At 62.8% G+C, this 26,342-nt stretch carries 23 protein-coding genes; 15 read left to right on the forward strand and 8 right to left on the reverse strand.

Translation table 11 applies throughout. The features are described from left to right. Positions 1-13 precede the first annotated feature (13 nt). Positions 14-913 (reverse strand): LysR family transcriptional regulator, encoded by a 900-nt coding sequence (locus HQ843_RS09935; protein WP_246710333.1) that lies wholly within the window; start codon positions 911-913, stop codon positions 14-16. A 79-nt stretch (positions 914-992) separates the two neighbouring features. Here HQ843_RS09935 and HQ843_RS09940 point away from each other — a divergent pair, with 79 nt between their 5' ends. The 3 genes from HQ843_RS09940 to nagA are packed head-to-tail and all read left to right on the forward strand — an operon-like array spanning position 993 to position 4,010. Further along, positions 993-1,808 (forward strand): GntR family transcriptional regulator, encoded by an 816-nt coding sequence (locus HQ843_RS09940; RefSeq protein ID WP_371822186.1) that lies wholly within the window; start codon positions 993-995, stop codon positions 1,806-1,808. Positions 1,809-1,824: 16 nt separating this feature from the next. Continuing rightward, complete coding sequence (locus tag HQ843_RS09945; RefSeq protein ID WP_180898457.1) at positions 1,825-2,853, forward strand: SIS domain-containing protein; 1,029 nt, start codon at positions 1,825-1,827, stop codon at positions 2,851-2,853. A 2-nt stretch (positions 2,854-2,855) separates the two neighbouring features. Continuing rightward, the gene (gene nagA / locus HQ843_RS09950; RefSeq protein WP_371822048.1) at positions 2,856-4,010 is read left to right on the forward strand and encodes an N-acetylglucosamine-6-phosphate deacetylase; all 1,155 of its coding nucleotides are present in this window, start codon (positions 2,856-2,858) and stop codon (positions 4,008-4,010) included. Between the two features lie 6 nt (positions 4,011-4,016). Here nagA and HQ843_RS09955 read toward each other — a convergent pair whose 3' ends face one another. Continuing rightward, positions 4,017-5,825: a monovalent cation:proton antiporter-2 (CPA2) family protein gene (locus HQ843_RS09955; protein WP_180898456.1), complete on the reverse strand. Its 1,809-nt coding sequence runs from the start codon at positions 5,823-5,825 to the stop codon at positions 4,017-4,019. Positions 5,826-5,927: 102 nt separating this feature from the next. Here HQ843_RS09955 and HQ843_RS09960 point away from each other — a divergent pair, with 102 nt between their 5' ends. From HQ843_RS09960 to ppa, 7 genes are all read left to right on the forward strand, one after another. After that, complete coding sequence (locus tag HQ843_RS09960; protein WP_180898455.1) at positions 5,928-7,274, forward strand: TldD/PmbA family protein; 1,347 nt, start codon at positions 5,928-5,930, stop codon at positions 7,272-7,274. Positions 7,275-7,282: 8 nt separating this feature from the next. Further along, complete coding sequence (locus HQ843_RS09965; RefSeq protein ID WP_246710334.1) at positions 7,283-8,101, forward strand: 3'(2'),5'-bisphosphate nucleotidase CysQ; 819 nt, start codon at positions 7,283-7,285, stop codon at positions 8,099-8,101. 73 nt (positions 8,102-8,174) lie between these two features. Beyond that, a complete protein-coding gene (locus HQ843_RS09970; protein WP_180898454.1) occupies positions 8,175-8,408 on the forward strand; it encodes a DUF4170 domain-containing protein in 234 nt (77 codons plus the stop codon). Between the two features lie 325 nt (positions 8,409-8,733). Beyond that, positions 8,734-10,122, forward strand: a complete 1,389-nt coding sequence (gene waaA / locus HQ843_RS09975; RefSeq protein ID WP_371822185.1) for a lipid IV(A) 3-deoxy-D-manno-octulosonic acid transferase — start codon at positions 8,734-8,736, stop codon at positions 10,120-10,122. A 183-nt stretch (positions 10,123-10,305) separates the two neighbouring features. After that, positions 10,306-11,346: a tetraacyldisaccharide 4'-kinase gene (gene lpxK, locus HQ843_RS09980; RefSeq protein WP_180898452.1), complete on the forward strand. Its 1,041-nt coding sequence runs from the start codon at positions 10,306-10,308 to the stop codon at positions 11,344-11,346. Positions 11,347-11,445: 99 nt separating this feature from the next. Next, positions 11,446-11,952: a GNAT family N-acetyltransferase gene (locus HQ843_RS09985; protein ID WP_180898451.1), complete on the forward strand. Its 507-nt coding sequence runs from the start codon at positions 11,446-11,448 to the stop codon at positions 11,950-11,952. A gap of 112 nt (positions 11,953-12,064) precedes the next feature. Then, positions 12,065-12,601 carry an inorganic diphosphatase gene (gene ppa / locus HQ843_RS09990; RefSeq protein WP_180898450.1) on the forward strand — a complete coding sequence of 179 codons (537 nt, stop codon included), beginning with the start codon at positions 12,065-12,067 and terminating at the stop codon, positions 12,599-12,601. Between the two features lie 205 nt (positions 12,602-12,806). Here ppa and HQ843_RS09995 read toward each other — a convergent pair whose 3' ends face one another. The 5 genes from HQ843_RS09995 to HQ843_RS10015 form a co-directional block, all read right to left on the reverse strand. Next, a complete protein-coding gene (locus tag HQ843_RS09995; RefSeq protein WP_180898449.1) occupies positions 12,807-14,252 on the reverse strand; it encodes a homospermidine synthase in 1,446 nt (481 codons plus the stop codon). Positions 14,253-14,452: 200 nt separating this feature from the next. After that, on the reverse strand, positions 14,453-15,361 hold the full coding sequence (locus tag HQ843_RS10000; RefSeq protein ID WP_180898448.1) for a heme-dependent oxidative N-demethylase family protein: 909 nt from the start codon (positions 15,359-15,361) through the stop codon (positions 14,453-14,455). Beyond that, on the reverse strand, positions 15,351-15,641 hold the full coding sequence (locus tag HQ843_RS10005) for a YciI family protein (protein WP_180898447.1): 291 nt from the start codon (positions 15,639-15,641) through the stop codon (positions 15,351-15,353). Before HQ843_RS10005 ends, HQ843_RS10000 begins: the two co-directional genes overlap by 11 nt. A 10-nt stretch (positions 15,642-15,651) precedes the next feature. Further along, positions 15,652-16,797 carry an aminodeoxychorismate synthase component I gene (locus tag HQ843_RS10010; protein ID WP_180898446.1) on the reverse strand — a complete coding sequence of 382 codons (1,146 nt, stop codon included), beginning with the start codon at positions 16,795-16,797 and terminating at the stop codon, positions 15,652-15,654. A 1-nt stretch (position 16,798) separates the two neighbouring features. Further along, positions 16,799-18,640, reverse strand: a complete 1,842-nt coding sequence (locus tag HQ843_RS10015; protein WP_180898445.1) for a M3 family oligoendopeptidase — start codon at positions 18,638-18,640, stop codon at positions 16,799-16,801. 376 nt (positions 18,641-19,016) lie between these two features. Between HQ843_RS10015 and HQ843_RS10020 the strand changes: the two genes are divergently transcribed. Then, a complete protein-coding gene (locus HQ843_RS10020) occupies positions 19,017-20,756 on the forward strand; it encodes a DUF882 domain-containing protein (protein ID WP_371822046.1) in 1,740 nt (579 codons plus the stop codon). A 61-nt stretch (positions 20,757-20,817) separates the two neighbouring features. Continuing rightward, positions 20,818-21,072 carry an ArsR/SmtB family transcription factor gene (locus HQ843_RS10025; RefSeq protein WP_180898444.1) on the forward strand — a complete coding sequence of 85 codons (255 nt, stop codon included), beginning with the start codon at positions 20,818-20,820 and terminating at the stop codon, positions 21,070-21,072. 27 nt (positions 21,073-21,099) lie between these two features. Here the strand turns inward: HQ843_RS10025 and HQ843_RS10030 are convergent, their stop codons facing one another. Beyond that, positions 21,100-22,122, reverse strand: coding sequence for a LacI family DNA-binding transcriptional regulator (locus HQ843_RS10030; protein ID WP_180898443.1), 1,023 nt, complete (start codon positions 22,120-22,122; stop codon positions 21,100-21,102). A 436-nt stretch (positions 22,123-22,558) separates the two neighbouring features. On the opposite strand from HQ843_RS10030, the gene HQ843_RS10035 reads away from it, so the two are divergent. The 3 genes from HQ843_RS10035 to HQ843_RS10045 all read left to right on the forward strand — a co-directional run bounded on the left by HQ843_RS10035 (position 22,559) and on the right by HQ843_RS10045 (position 26,336). After that, a complete protein-coding gene (locus tag HQ843_RS10035) occupies positions 22,559-23,917 on the forward strand; it encodes an ABC transporter substrate-binding protein (protein ID WP_180898442.1) in 1,359 nt (452 codons plus the stop codon). Between the two features lie 265 nt (positions 23,918-24,182). Next, entirely contained in the window at positions 24,183-25,193 is a 1,011-nt protein-coding gene (locus HQ843_RS10040) for a carbohydrate ABC transporter permease (protein WP_180898441.1), read from the forward strand. Next, a complete protein-coding gene (locus HQ843_RS10045; protein ID WP_180898440.1) occupies positions 25,194-26,336 on the forward strand; it encodes a carbohydrate ABC transporter permease in 1,143 nt (380 codons plus the stop codon). The last annotated feature ends 6 nt before the right edge of the window (positions 26,337-26,342 follow it).

Here is a 26,342-nt window from a genome sequence, read left to right on the forward strand (position 1 = left end):
CACTATCCGCGTTCTAGCCGTGCTCGCGAAGGAAAGCCTCCAGGAACTCGGCGAGCTTCAGGGCGGCGAAGGTGGGGGTTGGGCCTTCGGCGCGCACCAGCCGCATATCGCTGGCAATTTCCGCGCCTCTTGCGAAGGGGCGGAGCACAAGATGGCCGTCGCGAAGCTCGCGGGCGACTGTCATCGCCGGCAGGATCAGCACCGCCGTGCTGCGCCGGGCAAGCTCCTTCTGAAGTTCCAGCGAGGACGTTGTGAAGGCGACATCCACGGGCACGAACCCTCCCGCGCGCTGACGATCGTCGAAATCGCGGCGAATGCTGAAGGCGCGGTCGGGCATGGCGATGGCGTGGCGGCGGATGGCCTGAAGCGTGATTTCCTTCTCGCCGGCAAGAGGATGATCCGGCGCCATCACCGGATCGTGGCGTACCGACAGTGAAAACAACGTCTCGATCCGCGCATCCGATGGCGAGAACATCGTGACCGCGATATCGGTCTCGCCGGTGGTCACCGCGTTGAGCGCGATTTCCGCCGATGTCACCGTAACGGCAATCGAGATTTTCGGATAGAGCGCGTAGAACTCGGCAAGCGCCGGGGCCAGGATCGCGTTGATCACCGCTCCGTTGACATGGACCGAGACATGACCGGCATTCAATCCGCGCAGATCGTCGATCACCTGCCGTGCGCTTTCGAGATCGCGGATCATCGCGTCGGCGCGTTCGGCAAGCAGTGCGCCCGCCGGCGTCAGCGCAATGCCGCGCGCGCCGCGCTCGATCAGGACGGCGTTGAAATAGGCCTCGAGGTTTTCAAGCTGGCGGCTGACGGCCATCGGCGAGACGCCCAGCGTTACCGCCGCCTGCCGGATCGAGCGCGAGCGCACCAGTTCGTTGAAATAGACAAGAGCCTCGATCTGCATGGCGGTCTCGCATTTGCCGGAAACTTGATTGAGCCATCCGGTCGGCCGCAAGGCAAGGCCGGTCGCCGATGATCCCTCGATGAAATTTGTGAGACGGTCTTGCCATTTGGTATTAAATTGGTATCAATATTGGCAGCAGGAGACGACCGTGCGGGTTTTCCAGGACTTCGACATTTCGGGTGACGGGCCGATCTACCGGCGGCTGAAGGCCGAGCTGGCAAGGGCGGTTGAAAGCGGGGCGCTTGCCCATGGCGAGGCGCTTCCGCCCGAGCGCGATCTCGCCCGGATCGTCGGCGTCAGCCGGGTGACCGTGCGCCGGGCGATCGCGGAACTGACCAGCGAGGGCTTCCTGCAGCGCCGCCATGGCGCCGGCACCTTCGTGCTTCGCCCGCCGGCACGGATCGAGCAGCCGCTGAAGCGGCTGACATCGTTTACCGAGGATATGCAGGCGCGCGGCCTCACGCCGCGCTCGCTCTGGCTGGAGCGCGGCCTGTTTGCCGCAAGCGCCGAGGAGGCCGCGGCGCTGCAGCTTGGCACCAATGCCGCTATTGCCCGCCTCAGCCGTATCCGTCTTGGCGACGATCTGCCGATGGCGATCGAACATTCCACGCTGCCCGCCGACATTCTCGAGCGGCCCGACCTTGTCGAAACCTCGCTTTACGGGGCGCTCGCCGAGCGCGGCGTTACCATGGTGAAAGCGGAGGAGCGGATCACCGCCTGCATCCTGACCGCCGCCCAGGCAGCGCTTCTGACGGTTGCGCCCGGCGCGCCGGCGCTCGCGATCCGCCGCACCGGTTTTACGGCCGGCGGCCGGGCGGTGGAACTGACCAGAACCTATTATCGAAGCGATATCTATGACCTCGTCGCCGAGCTGACCTATGCCGGCGACCCATGAAACGGAAGATGACCGCATGACCGACATCACCAATATGCGCCGCGAGATCGACGAGATTCCCGAAGCCGCCGCCCGGCTTCTCGACAGCCAGAGCGCAGCCCTTGCCGCGGCCGGACGGGCGCTTGCCGAAAAGGACCCCGCGGTGATCGTCACCATCGCGCGCGGCTCGTCCGATCACGCGGCGCTGTTTTTGAAATATGCGATCGAACTGACCGTCGGCATTCCGGTCGCCTCGCTTGGACCGTCGCTTGCCTCGATCTATGGGGCGAAGCTCCGGATGAACAAAGCGGCCGCCATTTCGGTGTCGCAGTCCGGCAAGAGCCCGGACATCGTGGCGCTCGCCAAGGCCGCGCGCGCCGGCGGCGCGCTGTCGCTTGCACTGGTCAACACCATCGCCTCGCCGCTTGCGGAGATCGCCGATCAGCCGATCGATATCGCCGCCGGCCCGGAAAAGGCGGTGGCCGCGACCAAATCCTACGTCAATTCGATCGTGGCGGGCCTTGCCGTGCTGTCGGAATGGGCCGATGACGCGGCGCTCAAGGCTGCGCTCGCAAAACTGCCGGGCGATCTCGAAAAGGCGCTGGCCTGCGACTGGTCGGCGCTGATCGATCCCTTGAAACATGCCCAGTCGCTCTATGTGCTGGGGCGCGGCCCGAGCTTTGCGATTGCCAGCGAAGCCTCGCTGAAATGCAAGGAGACCTCGGAGCTCCACGCCGAGGCCTATTCCTCGGCGGAGGTGATGCACGGCCCGGTCTCGCTGGTCGAGCCGCGCTTCCCGGTGATCGCGTTTGCCGCCCGCGACAAGGCGGAGGACAGCGTCGTCAGGATCGCCTCCGGCCTTGCCAAAAAGGGCGCGACGGTGTTCCTGTCATCGGACCGGGGCGAGGGGACTGAGATGCTGCCGCATGTGGCGACCGGCCATCCGCTGACCGATGCGCTGGCGCTGATCGTGCCCTATTACGGCGTCATCGAGAAACTGTCGCGCGCCCGCGGCTTCAACCCGGATGCGCCGGTGGCGCTCAACAAGGTGACGGAGACCGAATAGTGATGAAGAAGGCGATCCGCGGCGCACGGATATTCGATGGCGAAAGCTTTCTCGAAGGCCGCGCGCTGGTGTTTTCCCCGGAAGGGATCGAGGCGATCGTTTCGGCGCGTCATATTCCGGACGAATGCGAGATTATCCCGGCCGATGGCCGGATTCTGGCGCCGGGTTTCATCGATCTCCAGGTCAATGGCGGCGGCGGCCTGCTGTTCAACAACGCGCCGGATATCGAGGGGCTTCGCACCATCTGCGCCGCCCAGATCCGCTCCGGCGTCACCGCGCTGCTGCCGACGCTGATCACCGACCGGTCCGATGTGCTGCGCGCGGCAATCGAAGCCGGCAAGGCTGCATGGGAGGCGGGCGTTCCGGGCTATCTCGGCCTGCATCTCGAAGGCCCGCACCTTTCGCTTGCGAAAAAGGGCACGCATGATCCAGCGCTTATCCGCCCGATGGAGACGGAGGATTGCGATTATTTGGTGGAACATGCCGGCAGTTTCGGCGTCGGGCTGATCACGGTCGCGCCTGAAAACGTCACCCGCCAGCAGGTCGCGCGCCTCGCGGCGGCCGGCTATATCGTCAGCCTCGGCCATACCGGCGCGTCCTGCGCGGTCGCGCGGGAGTACCGGTTTGCGGGCGCCACCATGGCGACGCATCTTTTCAACGCGATGAGCCCGCTTGCCCATCGCGAGCCGGGCATGGTTGGCGCGGTTCTCGGCGATGGCGGATTTTCCTGCGGGCTCATTGCCGACGGATACCATGTGGATCCGGTGGCGATGGGGATTGCGCTCCGGGCAAAGGCCGGGCCTGGGAAGATATTCCTGGTTTCCGACGCGATGTCGGTCACGGGCACGGATCTTCAGAGTTTCGAACTCAACGGCCGCACGATCTACCGCAAGGACGGTCGCCTGACGCTTGCCGACGGAACGCTCGCCGGCGCCGATACCGATCTGCTCACCTGCGTGAAGAACGTGCGCGACCTGCTGGGCGTGCCGCTGGAGGAAGCCCTGCGCATGGCCTCGCTCTATCCGGCTGACGCCGTGGGCGCGTCATCGAAGGGGCGGCTGAAACCGGGCTGCGATGCCGATCTGGTTCTGCTGACCGAGGACCTCGCGCTTTCCGCCAGCTACATTGCCGGGGAACGCGTCTACAGCGCGGCCTGAGGGGCTCTACGCCATGTCCTTGCCGGTCACCTTCACCGTCGGGTCGATCTGCCGGCGTTTGGGGCGCATCAGCGGTTCGGGGCTGACGGGGTGGGTGTGGAGCATGTCGGCGCCGGCCATGATGCCCTCGACCGCCTGGATCTCCAGCCGCTTGGCGTCGCGCTTGCGGATATCGTCGGTGATCGCGATCGCCTCCTCCTCGCTGGTGCCGAGCGCCACCAGGGTCTCACGACCGAAGGCGAGGCCGGATTCCAGCGTTTCGCGCAATTCGTACTCCACGCCGCGCTGACGCAGCGCAAGCGTGTGGCCGCGATCGTAGGATCGGGCGTAGATGTGGGCGCGCGGGAAATTCTCCTGCACCACGTCGATCACCCGGTCGGTGATCTCGCGCCTCTGGGTGCAGACAGCAACGATCTTTGCCTTCTCGATCCCCGCCGCGATCAGCACGTCCTTGCGGGTGCCATCGCCGAAATAGATGTGGAAGCCGAAGGCCGAGGCCTGGCGGATGCGCTCGGCGGAGAAATCGATGATCGTCACCTCGCGGCCGCTCGCCAGCAGAATTTGCGCGGCGATCTGGCCGAAGCGCGAAAACCCGATCATCAGCACGTCCGCGCTCGCACCCTCGAAATCCTCCTCCATCTCCTCATGCGCCTCGCGGCGGGCATAAAGCCGCTCGGCCAGACGGACGCAGAGCGGCGTCGCGACCATGGAGACCGTCACGATCGCGATCAGCAGCGAGGCGGTGGCGTTGGAGAAGATGCCGGCGGCGGCGGCCGTCGAAAACATCACGAAGCCGAATTCCCCGCCTTGCGGCAAAAGCGCTGCAATCCTGATCGCATCCTCATGGGGCGATCCCGTCAGACGACATAGCGCGTAGATGACAGCGGCCTTGACGACGATCAGCACCGGAACGGCGATGACGATCAAGAGGATGTTCTCGTAGACCACGGTGAGTTCGAGCGACAGGCCGACAGCGATGAAGAAAACCGCGAGGAACACGCCGCGAAAGGGTTCGATATCGGCCTCAAGTTCATGACGGTAGGAGGATTCGGCGAGCATGACGCCGGCGAGAAACGCGCCCATCGCCATCGACAACCCGACCATCTGCATCATCATCGCCGCGCCGATAACGAGGAACAGCGCGGCCACGATCATCACCTCGCGCGCGCCTGTCGCGGCGATGATCTGGAACACCGGCGTCAGCACGTAGCGGCCGGCGGCGATCATCAGCACAACGACGCCGGCGGCAATCCCGGCATTCATCAGCACGTCCGAAGTGCTCGCCTCCTCCACGCCGCCGCCCAGAATGCTGGCGAGCGCCAGAAGCGGCACGATCGCGATATCCTGGAACAGCAGCATCGAGAACGAACGCTGGCCATAACGGGTATTGACGTCGCCGCTGTCGTCGAGGATCTGCATCGCGAAGGCGGTGGACGACAGCGCCAGGCCGAAACCGGCGATCACCGCTGCCGGCCAGGCCCCGATACCGCCGAATTTGGCAAGCGGCACCAGCACGGCGCCAGTGACCAGCACCTGTGCGAGGCCAAGCCCGAAAATATCCTTGCGCATCGTCCAGAGCCTGGATGGCTTCAGTTCAAGCCCGATCATGAACAGCAGGAACACGATCCCGAGCTCGGCGACATGCAGCACCTCCTCGCCGTTGCTGATGCGCTGCAACACCGGGCCGATCACGATCCCGCCGGCCAGATAGCCGAGAACCGTGCCGAGCCCGAGTCGCTTGAACAGCGGCGCGGCGATGGTCGCGGCCCCCAGCATCCACACGGTTTCGGTGAAAAGGCTCTGCGTAGTTGCCATAAATAGGTTCCTGGATTGCAAGAAAACGGGAGGGCCGGCGCGACGGCACTTGATGCGCAATGAAGTGAACAATAAATGAGGGCGCAAGGAAAGGCCAAAGCCATGACATCATCAAGGGTTCCCGTTCAATTGATCGACAGCGCGTCGAAGATTCTCGATGTCGCGAGACGAAAGGGCGCGGATGCGGCCGATGTCGTCGTCTCCGAAGGCGTTTCGAACAGCATTTCGGTGCGCGACGGCAAACGAGAGAACGCCAAGGCTTCCGAAAACAGGGGATTTTCGCTGAGGGTGTTTCGCGGCGCCAGGGTTGCGACCGTCTCGACCAATGACGATAGCGATATCGAAACCCTGGTCGAGCGCGCGCTCGCCATGGCCGCCGTCTCGCCCGAAGATCCCTATGCCAGCCTCGCCGACAGCGCCCGGCTTGCCCGCGCCGCGCCGGATCTCGACCTTTACGACGAAACAGAGGTTTCGCCGGAGGCGCTTGCCGAACGCGCGCTTTCGGCCGAACAGGCCGCACTTCAGGTCAAGGGCGTCACCAAAAGCTCGGGCGCGGGGGCCTCGCGCGGCGAGGTCGGCTTCGTGCTGGTGACCTCCGACGGTTTCTCCGGCGGATACCGGCGCTCATATTCCTCCGTTTCGGTCTCGGTCGTGGCGGGCGAGGGCGCCGGCATGCAGCGCGATCACGATTATGACGCGCGCGCCCATGACGGCGATCTCGACCGGCCGGACGAAATCGGCCGCAAGGCCGGGGAGCGGGCCGCGGCGCGGCTCTCGCCCCGTCAGGTGCCGACGCTGCGCAACGCCGCCGTGATCTTCGAGCCGCGTCTTGCCGCAAGCATGATCGGCAGTCTCGCGAGCGCCATCTCGGGCTCGTCGGTCGCGCGCAAGACCAGCTTTCTGCGGGATCGGCTCGGCAAGCCGGTGCTGAAGGCCGGGCTCAATGTGATCGACGATCCTGCCATACGTCGCGGCGCCGGCTCCCAGCCCTTCGATGGCGAAGGAGTCGCAAGCGAACCGCTCGTCATGGTCGAGGACGGCGTGTTGCAGCAATGGTTCCTGTCGACCGCGCTTGGCCGGGAGCTTGGCCTTGAGACCAATGGTCGCGGCACCCGATCCGGCAATTCGCTCTCCGCGGCGCCGACAAATCTGGTGCTGGAGCCCGGCGGCAAGTCGCCGGCGGAACTGATGGCCGAAATCGGAACCGGGCTTTACGTCACCGAACTGATCGGCCATGGCGTCAACATGGTGACCGGCGAATATTCGCGCGGAGCGAGCGGGTTCTGGATCGAAGATGGCGAGATCGCCTATCCGGTGTCGCAGATGACGATAGCGGGCAATCTGAAGGACATGTTCATGGCGATGACCCCGGCAAACGACATCGACCGCCGGTTCTCGATCGCAACCCCCAGTATTCTTGTCGAGGGCGTTACCCTCGCCGGATCGTGAGGGCCGGCGTGGCGGAGTTATCCGGACCGGATGCAGATATAGCCGCCGATCTCGCGCTGATCACGGATGCCGCGCGGGAAGCAGGCGCGGTCGCGCTCTCTCATTTTGGCCAGAACCCGGAAGTCTGGTGGAAGAACTCCGGACAGTCGCCGGTCAGCGCCGCCGATTTTGCCGCCAATGAGTGCCTGGAGGACCTGCTGCGCAAGGCGCGGCCGGATTATGGCTGGCTCTCGGAGGAAAGCGGCGATGATTTTGCGAGATTGGATGCGGATGCCACATTCGTCGTCGACCCGATCGACGGAACGCGCGGTTTCCTCAAGGGCAAGAAGAACTGGATGGTCAGCGTCGCGGTGGTGCGCGGCGGCCGCCCGGTCGCGGGTGTTCTGGTCGCCCCGGCGCTCGACGAGGTGTTTACCGCCGGCCTCGGCGGACCGGCGCTGAAGAACGGCATGCCGATTGCGGCGTCATCGCGCCATGGCGAGGCCGGAAATCTGGAACTCTGCCTGCCGGCGACCATGCTCGATGGCTTCAGTCCGCCATTTCGCGCGCGGGTCAACAAGGCCGCCCATATTCCCTCGCTTGCCTACAGGCTGGCTTTGGTTGCCGATGGCCGTCTTGATGCCACACTTGTAAGGCCTAACTCACATGACTGGGATCTGGCCGCCGCCGATATCATCCTTGCCTCGGCCGGAGCGGCGCTGGTGGATGACGCGGGACGGCAGCTGACCTATAATCGCCGCGCGCTTCGTCACGGTACGCTGTTTGCGGGAAATCAGGCGCTGGTCGGAAGGCTGATGGCCGAATTCGCGCCGCCGGCCGTGATCTGACCCGTGACTTGACAAAAGCGTCCAAACCCGGGACACGCTGTGGCGGGAGGAACAGAGTAAAGAGAGATCTGAAATGGCTGATACGGTTGAAAACAAGCAACTCCTGCATCTGGTTTTCGGTGGGGAACTCGAAAGCCTGAAGGGCGTCAAGTTCACCGACCTGAACGCGCTCGACATTGTCGGCATCTACCCCAACTACGCCAGCGCCCACGCGGCCTGGAAATCCAGGGCGCAGCAGACAGTCGACAATGCTCATATGCGGTATTTCATCGTTCATCTGCACCGGCTTCTCGATCCGGAATCATGAACACGGAATCATGAACACTGTCTTTTTTGCGCATCCGGACGCAGAATAGGGAACTGATTTTGCCTCGAAAGCGTATTGGGCGTTCCTGCAACTGCTCTACGGTATAAAATTAAGCAGTTGCTTTAAAAGCATGCAGTCGAAGTCTTTATAAGAATAAAGAAAAGAACTTCGTTCCGGGTCTGCCTGAAGACTTTTGGTGGAATATTTAGGATATGGTTCTTCCTGTTCCTAAATGTTATTTTCTGAAGTAGGATGATTCGCGCAATGGTGGTGGGTGCGGCCGCTGATCCGATGCACGAGAACGGGGTATACGGACAAGGGAATGATATCAGGCATTTCTATTTGGTTGGCCCGCAACACCTACCGACTTGGCGGGATTCTCGGCTATCCGCTGTTACGGCCGATCCTCTATCATCGCGTCAGGCGCGGCAAGGAGGAGCGAAGCCGCCTGGGTGAGCGCTTCGGCCGCGCCGACCGGCAAAGACCGGAAGGTCCGCTCGTCTGGATACACGCGGCAAGTGTGGGCGAAACGCTCGCCGTCACGTCGCTCGTCCAGAATATCCACGAATTCGGCATCACCGTTCTACTGACCACCGGCACCGTTACATCCGCGCGACTGGCCTCGGAACGTTTCGGGGACACGATCATCCATCAATATGTCCCGCTTGATGCATTGCCAGCGGTAACACGCTTTCTCGATCACTGGCGTCCGGACCTTGCGATCAACGTCGAAACCGAGGTCTGGCCGGTCACGATCGCGGAACTTGCCAAGCGCAAGATCGCGCAGATTGTCGTCAATGGACGGATTTCGGATCGCTCGTTCGAGCGCTGGATGCAGCGCCGTGAGCTTGCCCGCACGATGTTCTCGCGGTTCTCGCTGGTCATGGCGCAGACGGAGCTCGATGCCGAGCGCTTTGCCGATCTCGGGGCGCTGCATGTCTCGGTTACCGGCAATCTCAAGGTTGACCGCAGCGCGCCGCCCGTCGATGATGATGTCCTGGAGACCCTGAAGACCGAAATCGGCGCGCGTCCGGTCTGGGCGGCGATCTCGACCTTTGACGGCGAGGAAAAAAATGCCGCCGACGTGCATGCCGCGCTCAAGGAAAGCCATCCCGGTCTCCTGACCATCATCGTTCCCCGTCATCCCGATCGCGGCGATGCGCTGGCCGCGCTGTTTTCGGCCGACGGGCTTTCGGTCAAGCGCCGCTCGCTCGGCGAACGCCCGGACGAGGCGACCGACATCTATCTCGGCGACACGATCGGCGATATGGGGCTTTATCTCCGCCTCACCGATATTGCCTTCGTCGGCCGCTCGATGACGGCACGCGGCGGCCAGAACCCGCTGGAACCCGCCATGCTTGGAACCGCGATCCTGACGGGTCAGCATGTCGACAATTTCCGCGATACCTATCGTCAGTTGCGTCAACGCGGCGCGGTGCGCGCCGTCGACGATCCGCAAGCGCTGCTGCAATCGGTCGATCTTCTTTTGCGTGACGAGGCCGCGCGCGAGCACATGATCGCCGCCGGCTATGCCGGGGTGCGCGACATGCGCGGCGCGCTGATCCGCACCATGAAGGGGCTCGAGCGCTATCTTGCGCCGCTTATTCTCGAAGCCCGGTTCTCCGCGCGTCCGAAGACCGTGGCCGAAAAGAAACGCCTGCCGATTGTTCCGGAGCGGCTGCCCGACCAGAATTTGCGCAAGGCGCTGAATTGAAGGCGTGGAAGCGGTGCGGAGGCTAGCCAGTCTCATGGCGCGCAGCTAAGCTGTCGGGCGTTGATCCGCGCTTTACGGACATGCTTGCCCGTTCTATCTGTTTGTTTTGCCGTAATGCGCTGTCAGCTGAGATCGTCTGACGCAGCGCAATGCTCCGGGGTCTGACAGAGAGTTGTGCCCGATATGAAGAAAACGACACGGGCCTTCTGGTGGAAGCGCGGCCATCCCTTGAGCCTGCTTCTGCTTCCCGTCTCCTGGATCTACGCCGCGATCGCCGGTCGCCGGATGGCGCGGGCGGATGGCGCGCGGGCCGGGGTGCCGGTCCTGTGCGTTGGCAATTTCACCGTCGGCGGGACCGGCAAGACCCCCGTGGCCGAGGCGCTGGCGCGGGCAGCGCGCGAAACCGGCAGGCGGCCGGGCTTTCTGCTGCGCGGCTATGGCGGCAAGGTCGATGGGGCGGTGCTGGTCGATCCGGCGCGTCACAGCTTCCGCGATGTCGGCGACGAGGCGCTGATGCTGTCGCGGCTGGCGCCGGTCGCGGTCTCGCCAGCACGGGCGGATGCGGCGGCGCTTCTGGAGCAGGCAGGCGTCGATTTCATCATCATGGATGACGGGTTGCAGAGCGGGCGGCTGAAGCCCGATTTCGCGGTCGCGGTGGTCGATGCCAGGCGCGGCTTCGGCAATGGCCGGTGCCTGCCGGCGGGTCCGCTGCGGGCCGTGCTGGCGATCCAGCTTTCGAAGGTTAACGCGGTGCTCCTGAACGGCGTCGGCGGCGAGGAGGCGGCGGTGCGCAGTGCTGCCCGCCACGCCTATCGGCCGGTCGAGGTGCTGCATCAGAAGCCGGTGGCCGGCGGCGATGACCTCAGCGGCAAGGATGTGCTCGCCTATGCCGGCATCGGTGACCCGGAGAAGTTTTTCGCAACGCTCGAAGGCCTTGGAGCCAAGGTGCGCCGGGCCGTCGCCCTGGCCGATCACCAGCCGATCTCCGAGGCGTTGGCGCGTTCTCTGCTTGCCGATGCCGGGGCCTTGCTGCCGGTGACGACCGCAAAGGACATGGCCCGGCTTCAGGGCGTCAGCGGGTCGGCCGTATCGACGTTGCGCGAAAAGAGCCGCGTGGTCGAGATCGCCGCGGTTTTCGAGAAACGGAGCATGCCCGCCACAATGGTCATGGCCACGCTCGATGCGTTTCGTCACCGTCCGGAGCCCGACGCCGCCAGGCGGTGAACCGCGCTGTTTGTCCGTGGTAAATTAATTTTGATGGGCAATCGGCTCAGTTTGTCCTATCCTTGGGTCTTAACCGCAATGACATGCCGGTTGGAGACGATGAGGATATTATCCAGCGACGTGCGGCCCGCAGAGACGGCCGACGCCGAGAAAATCGCAAGGGTGCACTGGCTGGCATGGCATCAGGTCTATGCCGGCATCCTTCCTCACCGTGCGCTTCATGATATGATTTCACGCCGCAATATCGCCTGGTGGAAGAGCGCGATCGCCAGCGAGGAGACGCTGCTGGTGCTGGAGGTTCAGGGCCAGCCGGTCGGCTATGCCAGCGTCGGCCTCAATCGCGTCAAGGCGCTGCCCCAGGAAGGCGAGATCTACGAGATCTATCTTCTGCCGGAATATCAGGGGCTTGGCTTCGGCCGGGTGCTGTTTGCCGAAGCCCGCCGGCTGCTCGCCTCGCTCGGCTGCAAGGGCACGATCTGCTGGTGTTTCGACGCGCTCGATCACGCCGGCATCTTCTTTACAGCGCTCGGCGGCAAGCCCTTCGCCTTCGCCGAGGAAGAGCATGGCGGCAAGGTGCTCGGCAAGGTTTCCTATATCTGGGAATGACCGTTCTTTCGCGGATTCATCCGGACGGCCGCAACTGTCTTCGCGCGGTTGCTTTGTCGGGGTAATTTGGCTATCCAAGGCGCGAAATTCTTCCCCTTTTCTGGAGACCCTGATGCGTATTGAAGCGATTGCGATCGGCAAGAACCCGCCCGACGATATCAATGTTATCGTCGAAGTCCCGATCGGCGGCCAGCCGATCAAATACGAGATGGACAAGGAAGCCGGCGTTCTCGTCGTTGACCGCTTTCTCTATACGCCGATGATGTATCCCGGCAATTACGGCTTCGTTCCGCATACGCTCTCCGACGATGGCGACCCGATCGACGTGCTGATCTGCAATTTCCGCCCGCTGATGCCCGGCTGCGTCATCAATGTCCGCCCGATCGGCGTGATGATGATGGAAGACAATTCCGGCAAGGACGAGAAGATCATCGCCGTGCCGTCGCGCGATCTCAGCGCCCGTTTCGACAAGGTCGAGGATTACACCGACATTCCGGAGATCCAGCTCAAGCAGATCGAGCACTTCTTCGAGCACTACAAGGATCTCGAGCCCGGAAAATGGGTCAAGATCTTCGGCTGGCACGGCGTCGACGAGGCCAAGAAGCTGATCGTCGAGGCGATCGAACGCGCGAAGTCCCAGAAGGGCTGAGGCGAAGTCTGGGTGATGCGCTGGTTGATCCTGCTGGGCCGGCAGCCACCGATCTCCCCCCTTGAGGGGGAGATACCCCGACAGGGGGAGAGAGGGGTGAACCCTCTCCGGCAGCACGGCGTATGCGGCTTATACCCATACCCCTCTCTGTCGCCCCCGCTCACAATCTCCCCCTCAAGGGGGGAGATTGTGAGCGGGGGCGTTCTCAGAACTGAACCAGAATATTCTTGAACTGCCACGGGTCCTTTTCGTCCTTCTTTTCCTCGAAGAAGGTCTGGCGGCCGGTGAGCGGGGTCCAGTCGGTGTAGTGACCCTCGACCGGGCCGAGATAGGGCATCTGGATTTCGAGGCAGCGGCGGTAATCCATCTCGTCGGCCTCGACGATGCCGGCCTCGGGGTTTTCGAGCGCCCAGACCATGCCGGCCATGACAGCGGAAGTCACCTGCAGCGCGGTCGCGTTCTGGTAGGGCACCAGATTGCGGGTCTCCTCCATCGAAAGCCGCGAACCGTACCAGTAGGCATTCTTGTCGTGGCCGTAGAGCAGCACGCCGAGTTCATCGATACCGGTCAGGATATCGGCTTCCTCGAGAACGAGCATTTCCTTCTGGGGCGTGCCGCCATTGCCGAACATCTCGTCCAGCGAGAGCACGGCGACATCGGCGGGGTGGTAGGCGTAATGGCAGGTCGGGCGGTAGACCACCTTGTCCTTGTCGTTGGTCACCGTGAAATAATCGGCGATCGAGATCGACTCGTTGTGGGTGACGAGGAAGCCGTATTGCGGGCCCGGCGTCGGGCACCAGCTTCTGACCCTGGTATTGGCGCCGGGCTGTTCCAGATAGATCGCGGCCTTGCAGCCCTTCTTGTGTTCCCTGGCGTTTTTCGGCATCCATTTTTCGTGGGTGCCCCAGCCGAGTTCGGCCGGCTGCATGCCTTCGGCAACGAAACCTTCCACCGACCAGGTGTTCCAGAACACGTTCGGCGGGCGCAGGAATTTCGAGCGCTGGGTGTCGCGTTCGGCAATGTGAATGCCCTTGACGCCGGTTTCCTGCATCAGCGCCGCCCAGCCCTCGCGGTCATCGGCGGCGGGTTCGGCGAAGCTCGCGCCGGTCTCGCGGGCGACATTGACAAGCGCCTGCTTGACGAACCAGGACACCATGCCGGGATTGGCGCCGCAGCAGGAAACGGCGGTGGTGCCGCCGGGGTTCCTGTGCTTTTCCTTGCGCACGGTCTCACGCAGCGCATAATTGGTGCGCTCGGCATTGCCGTGGCTCTCGTCGAAATAGAAGCCGAGCCAGGGTTCGATCACGGTGTCGATATAGAGCACGCCGAGCGAACGGCAGAGCTTCATCAGGTCGAGCGAGGAAGTGTCGACCGAAAGGTTGACGCAGAAGCCCTGGCCTTCGCCCTCGGTGAGCAGGGGCTCCAGCAATTCCTCGTAATTGTCCCTGGTCACCGCCGCGTGGATGAAGCGCACACCGTGATTGGCGGCGAGATTTGCGTGGGCGTCGTTCGGGTCGATGATGACCATGCGCGACTTGTCGAAACGGAAATGCCGTTCGATCAGCGGCAATGCGCCGCGACCGATGGACCCGAAGCCGATCATGACGATGGGGCCGGTGATTTCGGCGTGGATCGGGAATTCCTGCTGCATTTCCATTTCCTTCTTGTTTGCCTGGCGGGCGCCCGACCGTCATCTCCAGACTTTGCGCTGACGGAAACCAGGTTTCCTGACGCGCTATAAAGTGGAATTGTGACGCGGCGATAATTGTTCCCCCGCGCGAAGCGAGATCACACCAACGCGCTCAAGTAAAGCGGATTTGTGGCTCAAGTTCCAGCCGTCAATGCCGACCGTCAGCGCAAAAGAGTGTCGAGCCAGGCGATCAGCGCCGCGATATCGGCGTCCTGCATGCCCTTGTAGGCGCGTTCCTCGGCGCTCAGCCCGGCGAGTTGCCCGGTCATGGCGGCGGCCATCGCCCTGCGTTCGGGACGGCGCTGAATGGCCTCGACCGGGTCGGTGTAGATGCGGATGGTGAACAGGATAGCGCCCGTTCCGGAAAGCCGCGTCAGCGTCTGGCGTTCGACCCGCATGAAATTGGCCGCGATCGGACGGACGGGGCGGAACGGATCCTCCGGCAGGTGTTTGGAAACCGGCATGGCGAGCGCGTCGGAGCCCTTGAACGACCAGTTGAAGCGCTCGGCGGGCAGGCCCGGCTTCAGATTGTCGAAAATCCGGGCAACCAGCGCGGCGTTGCGGGTGCCCGCATTGAAACCGGGCACATCGGCATGCACTTCCTCCATCGGCCGGCCGGCCTTTTCGGCAAGCGACCAGGACGAGGGAAAGGCGACAAAGCCCGCCGAAAGATGCCAGCTTCCGTCGCGATTGATCAGGATCGCCAGATCATCCTCGATCAGCATGCCCGCGGTCAAAAGCGGCGGGACCGACGGGTCGTCAAGTGCAACGGTATGATCGAGAAAATGCAGGTTGTTGCCATCACGGCGGTAGATGTCGGCATGGCGCGCCTCGAGGTGGCCGGCGATCAGCGCCAGCGCCTCGCGGGCGGCATCGAGGCTGTCGTCGTCGGCGCGGAAGATTTCGTCGCGACGGGTCGCCAGCAGGCGCTGCTTTTCGGCAAGATAGCGTCCGAGATCGTCGCCGGGCTCCAGCCATTTGTCAGGGTCGAGCGCGGAGAGGCCGATCGAGAACGGCTTGTAGGCGCGGCCATAGGGCATCAGCCGCAGGGCTTGCCGTTCAGCCGCCATCCTTCAGGCCTTCAAGGGAGGGAAGGGTGCGCGTGAAATTCACTTCGGTCAATTCGAAGCTGGCGACGCCTTCCGAGACGAACGGGTCTTCGCGGCAGATCTCTTCGACCGCCTCCATCGTTCCGCGCGCCATGATCACGCCGCCGGTGCGCGGCACCTTGCGGCCCGAGGCGACGAAAACCCCGGTTTCATAATAGCGGCTCAGCCAGGCGATATGACCGTCGAAGTGCTTGTCCACCTCTTCGAGCGGCTGGATATAGGTGAGGGAAATCAGGATCATGGCAAACTCACTAGACGGCTGCAATAAGGGGTGTTGAGGCGGCGAAACGGGCTTTCAGCAGGGCCTCTTCATATTCGTCGGCGGCCGTCGAATCCAGCACGATGCCGCCGCCGACATTGAAAGTCGCCCGCCCGTCATCGTAGAGCGTCAGCGTACGGATTGCCACATTGAACTGCATCGCGCCGTCCGGCGCGATATGGCCGATCGCCCCGCAATAGGCGCCGCGCTGGCCGCTTTCCAGCCCGTGCAGGATCTTCATCGCGGAAATCTTCGGCGCGCCGGTTATCGACCCGCAGGGAAACAGCGCGCTGAAAATCGCCTCGAGCGTGGCATCCGGGCGCAGCCTGGCGCGCACCCTGCTGACCATCTGATGCAGCGTCGGATAGGTCTCGATCTCGAACAGTCCCGGAACATGGACGGAGCCCGGCTCGGCGATCCTGGACATATCGTTTCGAAGCAGGTCGACGATCATGCAGTTTTCGGCCAGCATCTTGTCGTCCTCGCGCATCGCCGCGACGATAGCTTCATCCTCGTTCGTGGTTTTGCCGCGCGGGGCGGTGCCTTTCATCGGGTGGGTCTCGATCATGCCGCCAGCGTCGGTCTGGAAGAACAGTTCCGGCGAGCGCGACAGGATGCGCGGGCCGGCAAGATCGATATAGGCGGCATAGCGCACCGGCTGTCGCCGGGCGAGCCCGTGAAAGGCTTTGAGCGGATCGCCGCTCCAACGGGCATGGACCGGAAAGGTCAGATTGCCCTGATAACAATCGCCGGCCATCAGATGGGCATGCAGACGGTCAAAGCGCGGGCGATAGTGGTCAAAGCCCCAGGCGGGCCGGATATCCGTCAGGAACTCGGCTTCGGGGTGGCACGCCGGCGGAGCGGCCTGCTCCGGCGCGTCGAAGACGCCGAAGCAGAGAAACGGCAGGTCCGGCCTTTCCGGCGCAAAGCCCGCAAGCGCGGGGTCGAGCAGAAAGCCCGCCTCGTAGGACATGTAGCCCGCCAGAAAGTGGCCGGATGCCCGGAGTGCCTCCATCCGCCGCAGGGCGGGAATGACTTCCCCTGCGGTTTCGGCGATGATGACGTCCCCGGGCGCGCGAAACGTGAGCATCCGGCCCGAAAGATCGTCGGAAAAGATGGCTCGCGGTTCGCGCGTCATCTCAGTCGAGCGCTTCAAGCTCGTCGATCAGCCCTTCGATCATCGACAGGCCCTTGCCCCAGAAGGCGGGGTCTGCGGCATCGAGCCCGAACGGCTTCAGCAGTTCGGAGTGATGCTTGGTGCCGCCGGCGGTCAGCATGTCGAAATACTTGTCCTGGAAGCCGCTCTCGGCATTCTGGTAGACGGCGTAGAGCGAGTTCACCAGGCAGTCGCCGAAGGCATAGGCATAGACATAGAACGGCGAGTGGATGAAGTGGGGCACATAGCTCCAATAGGTCTCGTAGCCATCGGCGAGCTTGATCGCCGGGCCGAGGCTTTCGCCCTGAACCGACATCCACATCCCGGAGATCTGGTCCTCGGTCAATTCGCCCTCGCGGCGCGCGGTGTGGACCTTGCGCTCGAACTGGTAGAAGGCGATCTGGCGCACCACCGTGTTGATCATGTCCTCGACCTTCTGCGCCAGCATCGCCTTGCGCGTCGCCTTGTCCTCGGTGTTTGCAAGCAGGGCGCGGAAGGTCAGCATTTCGCCGAACACGGAGGCGGTCTCCGCGAGCGTCAGCGGCGTCGAGCACATCAGCGCGCCCTGCTTGGCGGCCAGCACCTGATGAACGCCGTGGCCCAGTTCGTGGGCGAGCGTCATCACGTCGCGCGGCTTGCCGAGATAGTTGACCAGCACGTAAGGGTGGGCGGAGGGCACGGTCGGGTGCGCGAAGGCACCGGTGCGCTTGCCGGGCCGGATCGGCGCGTCGATCCAGTTTTCATCGAAGAACCGGCGGGCGATGCCGCCCATTTCCGGCGAGAACGCGCCATAGGCCGAAAGCACGGTATCGCGCGCCTCCTCCCACGCGATCACGCGTTCGGCGGTATCGGGCAGCGGCGCGTTGCGGTCCCAGTAATTCATCTGGTCCATGCCGAGCCATTTCGCCTTCATCGCGTAATAGCGATGGGAAAGCCGCGGATAGGCATCGCGCACCGCCTCGCTCAGCGCATCCACCACCTCACGTTCGACGCGGTTGGAAAGGTGGCGGCTGTCGGCGATGTCCTCGAAGGCGTGCCAGCGGCTGTTGATCTCGGTATCCTTGGCAACCGTGTTCATGATCAGCGAGAAGGTCGCCAGATTGTCCTTGAAGGTGGCGGCAAGCGCCTCGGCTGCCTTGCGGCGCACCGGTTCCCTGGCGTCGGAGAGCAGGTTGAGCGCTTTTTCAAGCGGCATCTCCTCGCCATCGACGGTAAAGCGCATCTTGTCCATGGTCTGGTCGAACAGCCGGTTGAAGGCCTGGCTGCCGGTGGTCGACTTTTCCATGAAGAGCTGTTCGAGCCGGTCGTCGAGCTGGTGCGGCTTTTCCTTTCGGAGATCCAGCACCCAGGGCTGGTAGCGGGCAAAGCGCGGATCGCCCGCAAGCGCCTTTTCGATGGCCTCCTCGGAAAGCCGGTTCAGTTCGAGTTCGAAGAACAGCAGATCGGCATAGATTTCGGTGATGCGGGTCGAGGTGTCGCCGTAGAGCTTGCGCAGCGCCGGATCGGCGGCATTGGCATAATAGGAAAGGCCGGCAAACGAGCCGAGCCTGCCGAGCGTTTCGCCGATTGCCTCATAGGCCTCGGTCGCAGCGCCAAGCCCGTCATCGCCGGACTTGGTTGCGGCGTCTGCCAGTTTCCCCTTCCAGCGTTCACAGAAAACGCGCGCCTTTCTGGCGGCGTCATCGAAATCGCCGGCAAATTCGGATGAGGTCGCGCTTGGATAGAGATGCGACAGCTCCCATTCGGGCAGTGCGCCAAGTTCCGGTTCTTCCGCCCGGCCGGGGGCGCCATCGACGGGAAGAGAGGAGAAACGGGGATTGAACATCGGGGTCTGCCTTTCATGACGTGTATGCCGCAACAACATATGGATCGCGCCCGCCGCCCGCAACGCCGGAATTTCCGCCCGGGTCTTGATAGCGCGCGCGGGTCAGTCGGGAGAGGTGGAAAACGGCCTGAAGCGTTCGGTGTAATTGATCTGCCGCAATGGGTTAACCCTTATGAAAGCTTAACCGGATATGACGGTACTTGGAAATTAACGGAATGTTGCCTATAAGATGGCGACCTGAATTTGTGTCGGAATATCGCCTCGTTTGCGCCGCATTGCGCCTTCAGAAAAGAGGGCTTAATCTCTTATGTCGGCATGTGAATAGCGCTCGGGGGAGCCCTTCGCGACGTTCAGAAGAATCCAGGGAGAGTCCGGTTTGACAATCCGTCCATATCGCGCGTTTTTGCGGCGGACATTTGCGGTACTGGCCGTACTGGCGGCGGCGTTGTGCTTCTTCGGCGGCGAGGAAGCGCGCGCGGAAACCCGGACGCTCAAGATCTATTACATCCATACCGGCGAAAAAGCCGAGATCACCTTCAAGCGCAATGGCCGCTACGACAAGAAGGGGCTCGAGCAGCTCAACTGGTTCCTGCGCGACTGGCGCCGCAAGGAGCCGACCAACATGGATCCCCGCCTGTTCGACCTGGTCTGGGAAGTCTATCAGCGGGTCGGCGCGACCGACTACATCAATGTTGTTTCCGCATACCGATCGCCCGAAACCAATGCGATGCTGCGCGCGAACAGTTCCGGTGTCGCCCAGAAATCCCAGCATATGCTGGGCAAGGCGATGGATTTCTTCATTCCCGGCGTACCGCTTGCCAAATTGCGCGCGACCGCCATGAAATTGCAGCGCGGCGGGGTCGGCTATTATCCGAAATCCGGTTCGCCCTTCGTGCATCTCGATGTGGCGAGCGTGCGCGCATGGCCGCGCATGAACCGCAGCCAGCTCGTGGCGCTGTTCCCGGAAGGCCACACCCTGCATCTGCCCGCCGATGGCAAGCCGCTGCCGGGCTATAACGAGGCGCTGGCCGAATACAAGGCCAAGGGCGCCGTCGCCGGCTCCGAGCCGATCCAGGTCGCAAGCGCGGATGACGGGGATGAGGACGAACGTCCGAACCTCCTGTCCATGCTGTTCGGCAAGAAGGGCGACAGCGCGCCGACGCCGAGCCGACCGGCAAGACAGCAGGCAGCGCCGCAGCAGGCCGCACCACAGCAGGCCGCACCACAGCAGGCCGCACCACAGCAGCGTGATGCCGAACCCGCGCAGCGCCCTGTCGATATCCTGACGGCGGCGGTGACCTTCGACAATCTCGATATTCCTCTGCCGCTCAGCAGACCGAGTGTCGGTGAGGCCGGACTTGGTACCCCGCTCGCGACAGCGCTGGTCGATCCGACGCCGACACCGACAGCTACCGCGGTCACCGGGGCCGAAACCGCTGCCGATCCGGCGATGGCTCTTGCCGCCAATATTCCGCTGCCGCAAACGCGGCCGTCCGCCCTCGGGACCGAAGAGGGCGTGTCCGTTGCCGATATCCTGGTGTCGGAGGCCGCCGATCCTGTAACGGCCGAGCCCGCGATGGAGGTCGCCGCCCTCCAATCGGATGATAGGACATTCAACGACGATCGCTTTGGCCTGTTCGATGGCGCGGTGCCGGTGCCAAGTCCGCGTCTTGCCTACGCCGAAACCGGCGGGGCGGCGATCGGCGTGAACGATGTTCCTGTGCCCCGGCCCGCGCTTGCTGCCGCCGAACCCCCTGCGCCTGCCGTGGTGGTTGATGAGCCGCCGAGAAGCCAGGCCCGCAGCGAGCTTGCCCGCAAGCTTGCGGAGATGGGCGAGACCACCGAACTCGCCTATAATGACGACAATGATTTCCGTACGCTTTTCAAACCGACGGCTGCCCGCATCAATGCCAGCGCTCCGGACTCTCCGCAAAAAGGCGAGCGTCCCGGGGAGGTAAACGTAGCGCTTCAGCAAGTTACCGGTAGCATTACAGCGAATAAACCGGGTGATAACAGTCAGGTTTTGTCAGAATCGCCGAGCGTTTTAGTTGGGTCTAATAAAAATACAAAAAATACCCAGACGGTTGTCGAGTATTTTGACGCCGCCCGGTTTTAATTCGGCTGTTTTGCGCAATGAACGACTTGTCGGTTAGCTGACTTTGACGTAATGTGCCGCGATGAGCACGTTTGACCCCTTCGTCGCAATCGCGGATCCCAACCGGCGCCATCTTCTGATGGCGCTTCGTCGCGAGCCCAAAACGGTTACCGAACTGTCGGAGGGCCTTCCCATAAGCAGGCCTGCGGTTTCGCAGCATCTGAAGGCTCTGCTCGACAGCAAGCTGGTGCGGGTGACGCCTGTCGGCACAAAGCGGTTCTATGCAATCAACCCTGAGGGGTTTTCCAGCCTGAATGCCTGGTTGCGCCAGTTCTGAGCCGCTCCTTCGCGCAAGCCTTTTGCCTCAATCCGGCGCCCGTCCGGTCGAGGACCGCACCACCAGTTCCGGTCGCCACAACTCGGCGAAATTGTCCGTCTCCGTGCCGTTTATGCGGTTGATCAGCCGTTCGGCGACCCGCTTGCCGGCGGTGCGCAGCGATGAGCGCGTGGTCGTCAGCGGCACGCTGAAGAGTTCGGGCCGCAGCAGCGGCAAGACATCGTCATAGGAAATCAGCGAGATGTCGTCTCCGAGCGTCAGGCCGGCTGCCGCGATCGCGCGGACGATGCCGAGCGCCTGGATCATGCTGGAGCACACGATCGCGCTCGGCGTTTCGGGGAGCGCGAGAAACCGCTCGGCGGCCCGCTGGCCGTCGGCCTCCGTCATCTGGGTGGAGACGTGAAAGCGTGGCTCCAGCGAGAGCCCGGCTTCGCGGCAGGCCTTTGCGACGCCTTCGCGTCGCCTTATCGCAAAGCCGAAATTCTCGTCGCCATTGATCAGGCCTATGCGGCGGTGACCAAGCTGCAGCAGGAGCCGGGTCGCATCGTAGAACGCGGCCTCGTTGTCGACGTCGAGCGAGGGATAGGCATGCGGCGCGTCGAAGAAGCGGCCATGGACGATGAAAGGCAGGCCGAAGGACTCCATCAGGTCGATGCGCTGGTCGTTCTCGCGGATATAGGCGAGGCACAGCCCGTCGACATAGCCGCTGGTGGCAAGGCTTCTGAGCGCGGTCACTTCGTCGGCCGGGTCGGATGGCATGACCACGAGGTGAAAATCCTCGGTCTGGGCCTTTTCACCCAGCCCGTTGAGGAATTCGCCGAAATGCAGATCGGAAATCACCTGGTCGCCGATCGGCATCAACAGGCCGATCGAGCCGGCCTTGCCGGTCGCCAGCCGCTGGGCGGTCCGGTTCGGGCGGTATCCGGTTTCGCGCGCGGCCTTCAGGACACGCTCCCGCGTCACCGCATTGACCTCCGGATAGCCGTTCAGGGCCCGGCTGACCGTGGTCGGGGAAAGGCCGAGCCGGGCCGACAATTGCTTCAGGTTCACATTCATCCTCCCGCATGCTCAGGGCCGTTTTCGCGATGAGCCCAGATGAAATCCCCGTGCCTGGGCGCGAGGCGCGTCGTTTGAGGGTTTTTTCAATCCTCTCTTGACCAGGTACGGTCCGACGGCGCCGAGCTTCATTGCAAATGCTTGATGCAGTTGCAACTTCTCACCTCCACTTTCCCTTCCGCTCTCCTCAAAGCGTTTTGGGTAAAACTTGGATTTCATCAAAGCGCCTAGCCTGACAATTTTCAAGCCGTCGTCACAAAATTTATTTATTATGCGACAAATTCTCCAAAAAATCGCCTGTTTTCGATGCGGGGGGTTGACTCCTGACCCCTGCGCGAGAAATGTTCGAAGGTGTCAAAGCGCTTTGGATAAAGTGCCGAATGACAACCAAGGCCCGTGACAGGGCCGTATGTGATGGGAGGTAAATCACATGAACAGAGCTCTTCTCACCGGCGTCGCCACGCTGGCGCTTTTTGCCGGCGCTGCCAATGCCGCCGACCTTAAATTCCCCGTTGGCGAGGATTCCCGCTTCAACTGGGACAGCTACAACCAGTTTTCCGAAAGCCACGGTGACATTTCGGGCCAGACGCTGACGATCTTCGGCCCCTGGCTCGGCCCGGACAAAGACCTTGTCGAAAGCGTGCTTGCCTATTTCGAAGAGGCGACCGGCGCCAATGTCGAATATTCCGGCTCCGATTCTTTCGAACAGCAGATCGTGATCGACACCCAGGCCGGCAGCCCGCCGAACATCGCGGTATTTCCGCAGCCGGGTCTCGCCGCCGATCTCGCCGCCAAGGGCCTGCTGACCAAGCTTCCGGCATCTGTCGGCGAGTTCCTCTCCGAAAACTACGCGGCGGGCGGCTCCTGGGTCGACCTGTCGAGCTATACCGGCAAGGACGGCGAGAAGGCGCTCTACGTATTCCCCTACAAGGCCGACCTTAAGTCCCTGGTCTGGTATGTGCCGGACAATTTCGACGATGCCGGCTATGAAGTTCCGCAGACCATGGAAGAGCTGAAGGCGCTGACCGAGCAGATCGTCGCCGATGGCGGCACGCCTTGGTGCATCGGTCTTGGTTCCGGCGGCGCCACCGGCTGGCCGGCGACCGACTGGGTCGAGGATATGGTTCTGCGCACGCAACCGCCGGAAATATACGACCAGTGGGTGACCAACGAAATTCCGTTCAACGATCCGCGCATCGTCAATGCGATCGACGAATTCGGCTGGTTCGCCAAGAACGACAAGTTCGTCGATGGCGGGGCCGCCGCTGTGGCGTCCACCGACTTCCGCGACAGCCCCAAGGGTCTGTTCTCGTCGCCGCCGAAGTGCTACATGCACCACATGGCCTCGTTCATTCCGTCCTTCTTCCCGGAAGGCACCGAGCTTGGGCTGGATGCGGACTTCTTCTACTTCCCGGCCTATGAAGGCGAAGACCTCGGCAAGCCGGTTCTCGGCGCCGGCACGCTGTTCGGCATCACCAAGGACAGCCCCGCGGCACAGGCCTTCATCGAGTTCCTGGAAACCCCGATCGCGCATGAAGTGTGGATGGCCCAGTCCGGCTTCCTGACCCCGTTCACGGGCGTCAATCCGGAAGCCTATGCCAATGACGCGCTGCGCGGCCAGGGCGAAATCCTGACGGAAGCGACAACCTTCCGCTTCGACGGTTCCGACCTGATGCCGGGCAAGATCGGCGCGGGCGCTTTCTGGACCGGCATGGTCGACTTTGTCGGCGGCCAGTCTGCGGAAGCAGCGGCCACCAACATCCAGAACACCTGGGACTCGATCAAGTAACGGTCGCCAGTCCAGACGGATCTGCAATAATTGACCGGGCCGTTTACGGCCCGGTCGCCCTGTCTGAAGCCTGCGTGGTTGTCAGATGGCGGCCGATACGTCAGACTTCTGCCAATGCGCGTCGAGTAAGAGCGGTCAACGGTTTCCGCCCGCTGCGCGCGGCAAAACAAGAGGGAACGCGGCGCCGCGGCGCCGGGCTGACCCGACAATAAGCTGAGCGGCGCGGCGACAAGCCGTTGCAGAACCGCTACGGGGAGTGAGAGGCGTGGAACAAATCATCAAAGCCTTGCTGGCCGTCGTCATCGGCGTGGCCGCCGCCGTGATCTATTTCTACGGCACCAACAAGTTGCTCGACATCATCTTTCCGTCCCAGACGAAGGACCCGGCGGACGGGGTGCGCAATCTGCGCATCTCCGGCATGATCCGCCCCTGGCTGTTCCTGCTGCCGGCGCTGTTGTCGCTCGGGATCTATCTGGTCTATCCGGTTTTCGCCTCGCTCTGGTATTCGGTGCACGGCCCTTCGGGCGACACCTATGTCGGGGCCGCCAACTATGTCTGGATGTTCAACGATTCCGAGTTTCGCGAATCGATGTTCAACAACATGCTCTGGCTGCTGTTCGTGCCGGCGCTTTCGACCTTCTTCGGGCTCGTCATCGCCTGGCTGACCGACCGCATCTGGTGGGGCTCGTTTGCCAAGATGATGATCTTCATGCCGATGGCGATCTCGTTTGTCGGCGCCTCGGTGATCTGGAAATTCGTCTATGATTATCGCGGCGACGGCGCCGACCAGATCGGCATCCTCAACGCGATCATCGTTTCGATGGGCGGCGAGCCGCATGTGTGGATCGCCATGCCGTTCTGGAACAACTTCTTCCTGATGATCATCCTTCTGTGGATCCAGACCGGGTTTGCCATGGTGCTGCTGTCGGCGGCGCTGCGCGGCATTCCCGAGGAAACCATCGAGGCCGCCGTGATCGACGGCGCCAACGGGTTGCAGATATTTTTCAAGATCATGGTTCCGCAGATATACAACACCATTGCCGTGGTCTGGACCACGATCACCATCATCGTATTGAAGATTTTCGATATCGTGCTGGCGATGACCAACGGGCAGTGGGATACCCAGGTGCTCGCCAATCTCATGTTCGACTGGATGTTCAGGGGCGGCGGCGATTTCGGCCGCGGCGCCACGATCGCCATCGTGATCATGGTTCTGGTGATCCCGATCATGGTCTGGAACATCCGGAATTCGCGCAAAGAGATGGAGGGCCGGTAGATGCACTCGCACAAGAAATCCCCGCTGGTCTGGTTCTCCCACATCACCGTGCTGCTGCTGGTGATCCTGTGGACCATCCCGACCTTCGGTCTGCTGATCACATCGCTGCGCGACAAGGACCAGATCGTCGCCTCCGGCTGGTGGACCTCGCTGTCGACCTCCACGCAGAACCTGATTTATCGCGCGTCGGGCGCGGAGGGGCAGACCGAGGAGGACGGCCTCTATGTGATCACCGGCAACGCGCTGGACGGGGCGGGCGGCGAGGTTTCCCGCTTCGGCACGACCTCGCTGAGACCCGAGGAGTTCGAGGCCGGACAGACCGTCGACATGGGCGACGGCAAGGAAATCACGGTGGAGGCCGACGGCGAATTCCGGATGACCTCCGAGGAGCCCTTCGGCAGGCGCGGCGAGCGCGTCTTCGTCACCGCCGAAATTCCGCCGCGTTTCACGCTCGAAAACTATCGCAACGTCTTGACCTCCGAAGGCATCGGACGCTCGTTCCTGAACTCGCTGACGGTCGCGATCCCCTCGACGATCATCCCCGTGCTGGTGGCGGCCTATGCGGCCTATGCGCTGTCGTGGATGAAGTTCCCGTTCCGAAACCTGCTGCTCGCCGTCATTGTCGGGCTGCTGGTGGTGCCGCTGCAGATGTCGCTGATCCCGCTTCTGAAGATGTATAACTGGATCGGCGATATATTCGGTGTGCCCTCAAAAACCTATGTCGGGATATGGCTGGCGCATATGGGCTTCGGCCTGCCGCTGGCGATCTATCTGCTCCGCAATTACATTGCCGGCCTGCCACGGGAAATCATGGAGTCTGCCCGCGTCGACGGCGCCAACGACTTCATGATCTTCAACAAGATCATCCTGCCGCTGTCCTATCCGGCGCTGGCCTCGTTCGCGATCTTCCAGTTCCTGTGGACCTGGAACGATCTGCTGGTGGCGACCGTGTTCCTCGGCAACAGCGAACAGACCATCGTGCTGACCGCACGGTTGCGCGAACTGCTCGGCTCGCGCGGCGGCAACTGGGAAATCCTGACCGCCTCGGCCTTCATCTCGATACTGGTTCCGCTCGCCGTGTTCTTCACATTGCAGCGCTATCTGGTGCGCGGCCTGCTGGCGGGCTCGGTCAAGGGCGGTTGAGGCCGC

This window comes from Martelella sp. NC20 (genome assembly GCF_013459645.1).
In the GTDB taxonomy this organism is placed as follows: domain Bacteria; phylum Pseudomonadota; class Alphaproteobacteria; order Rhizobiales; family Rhizobiaceae; genus Martelella.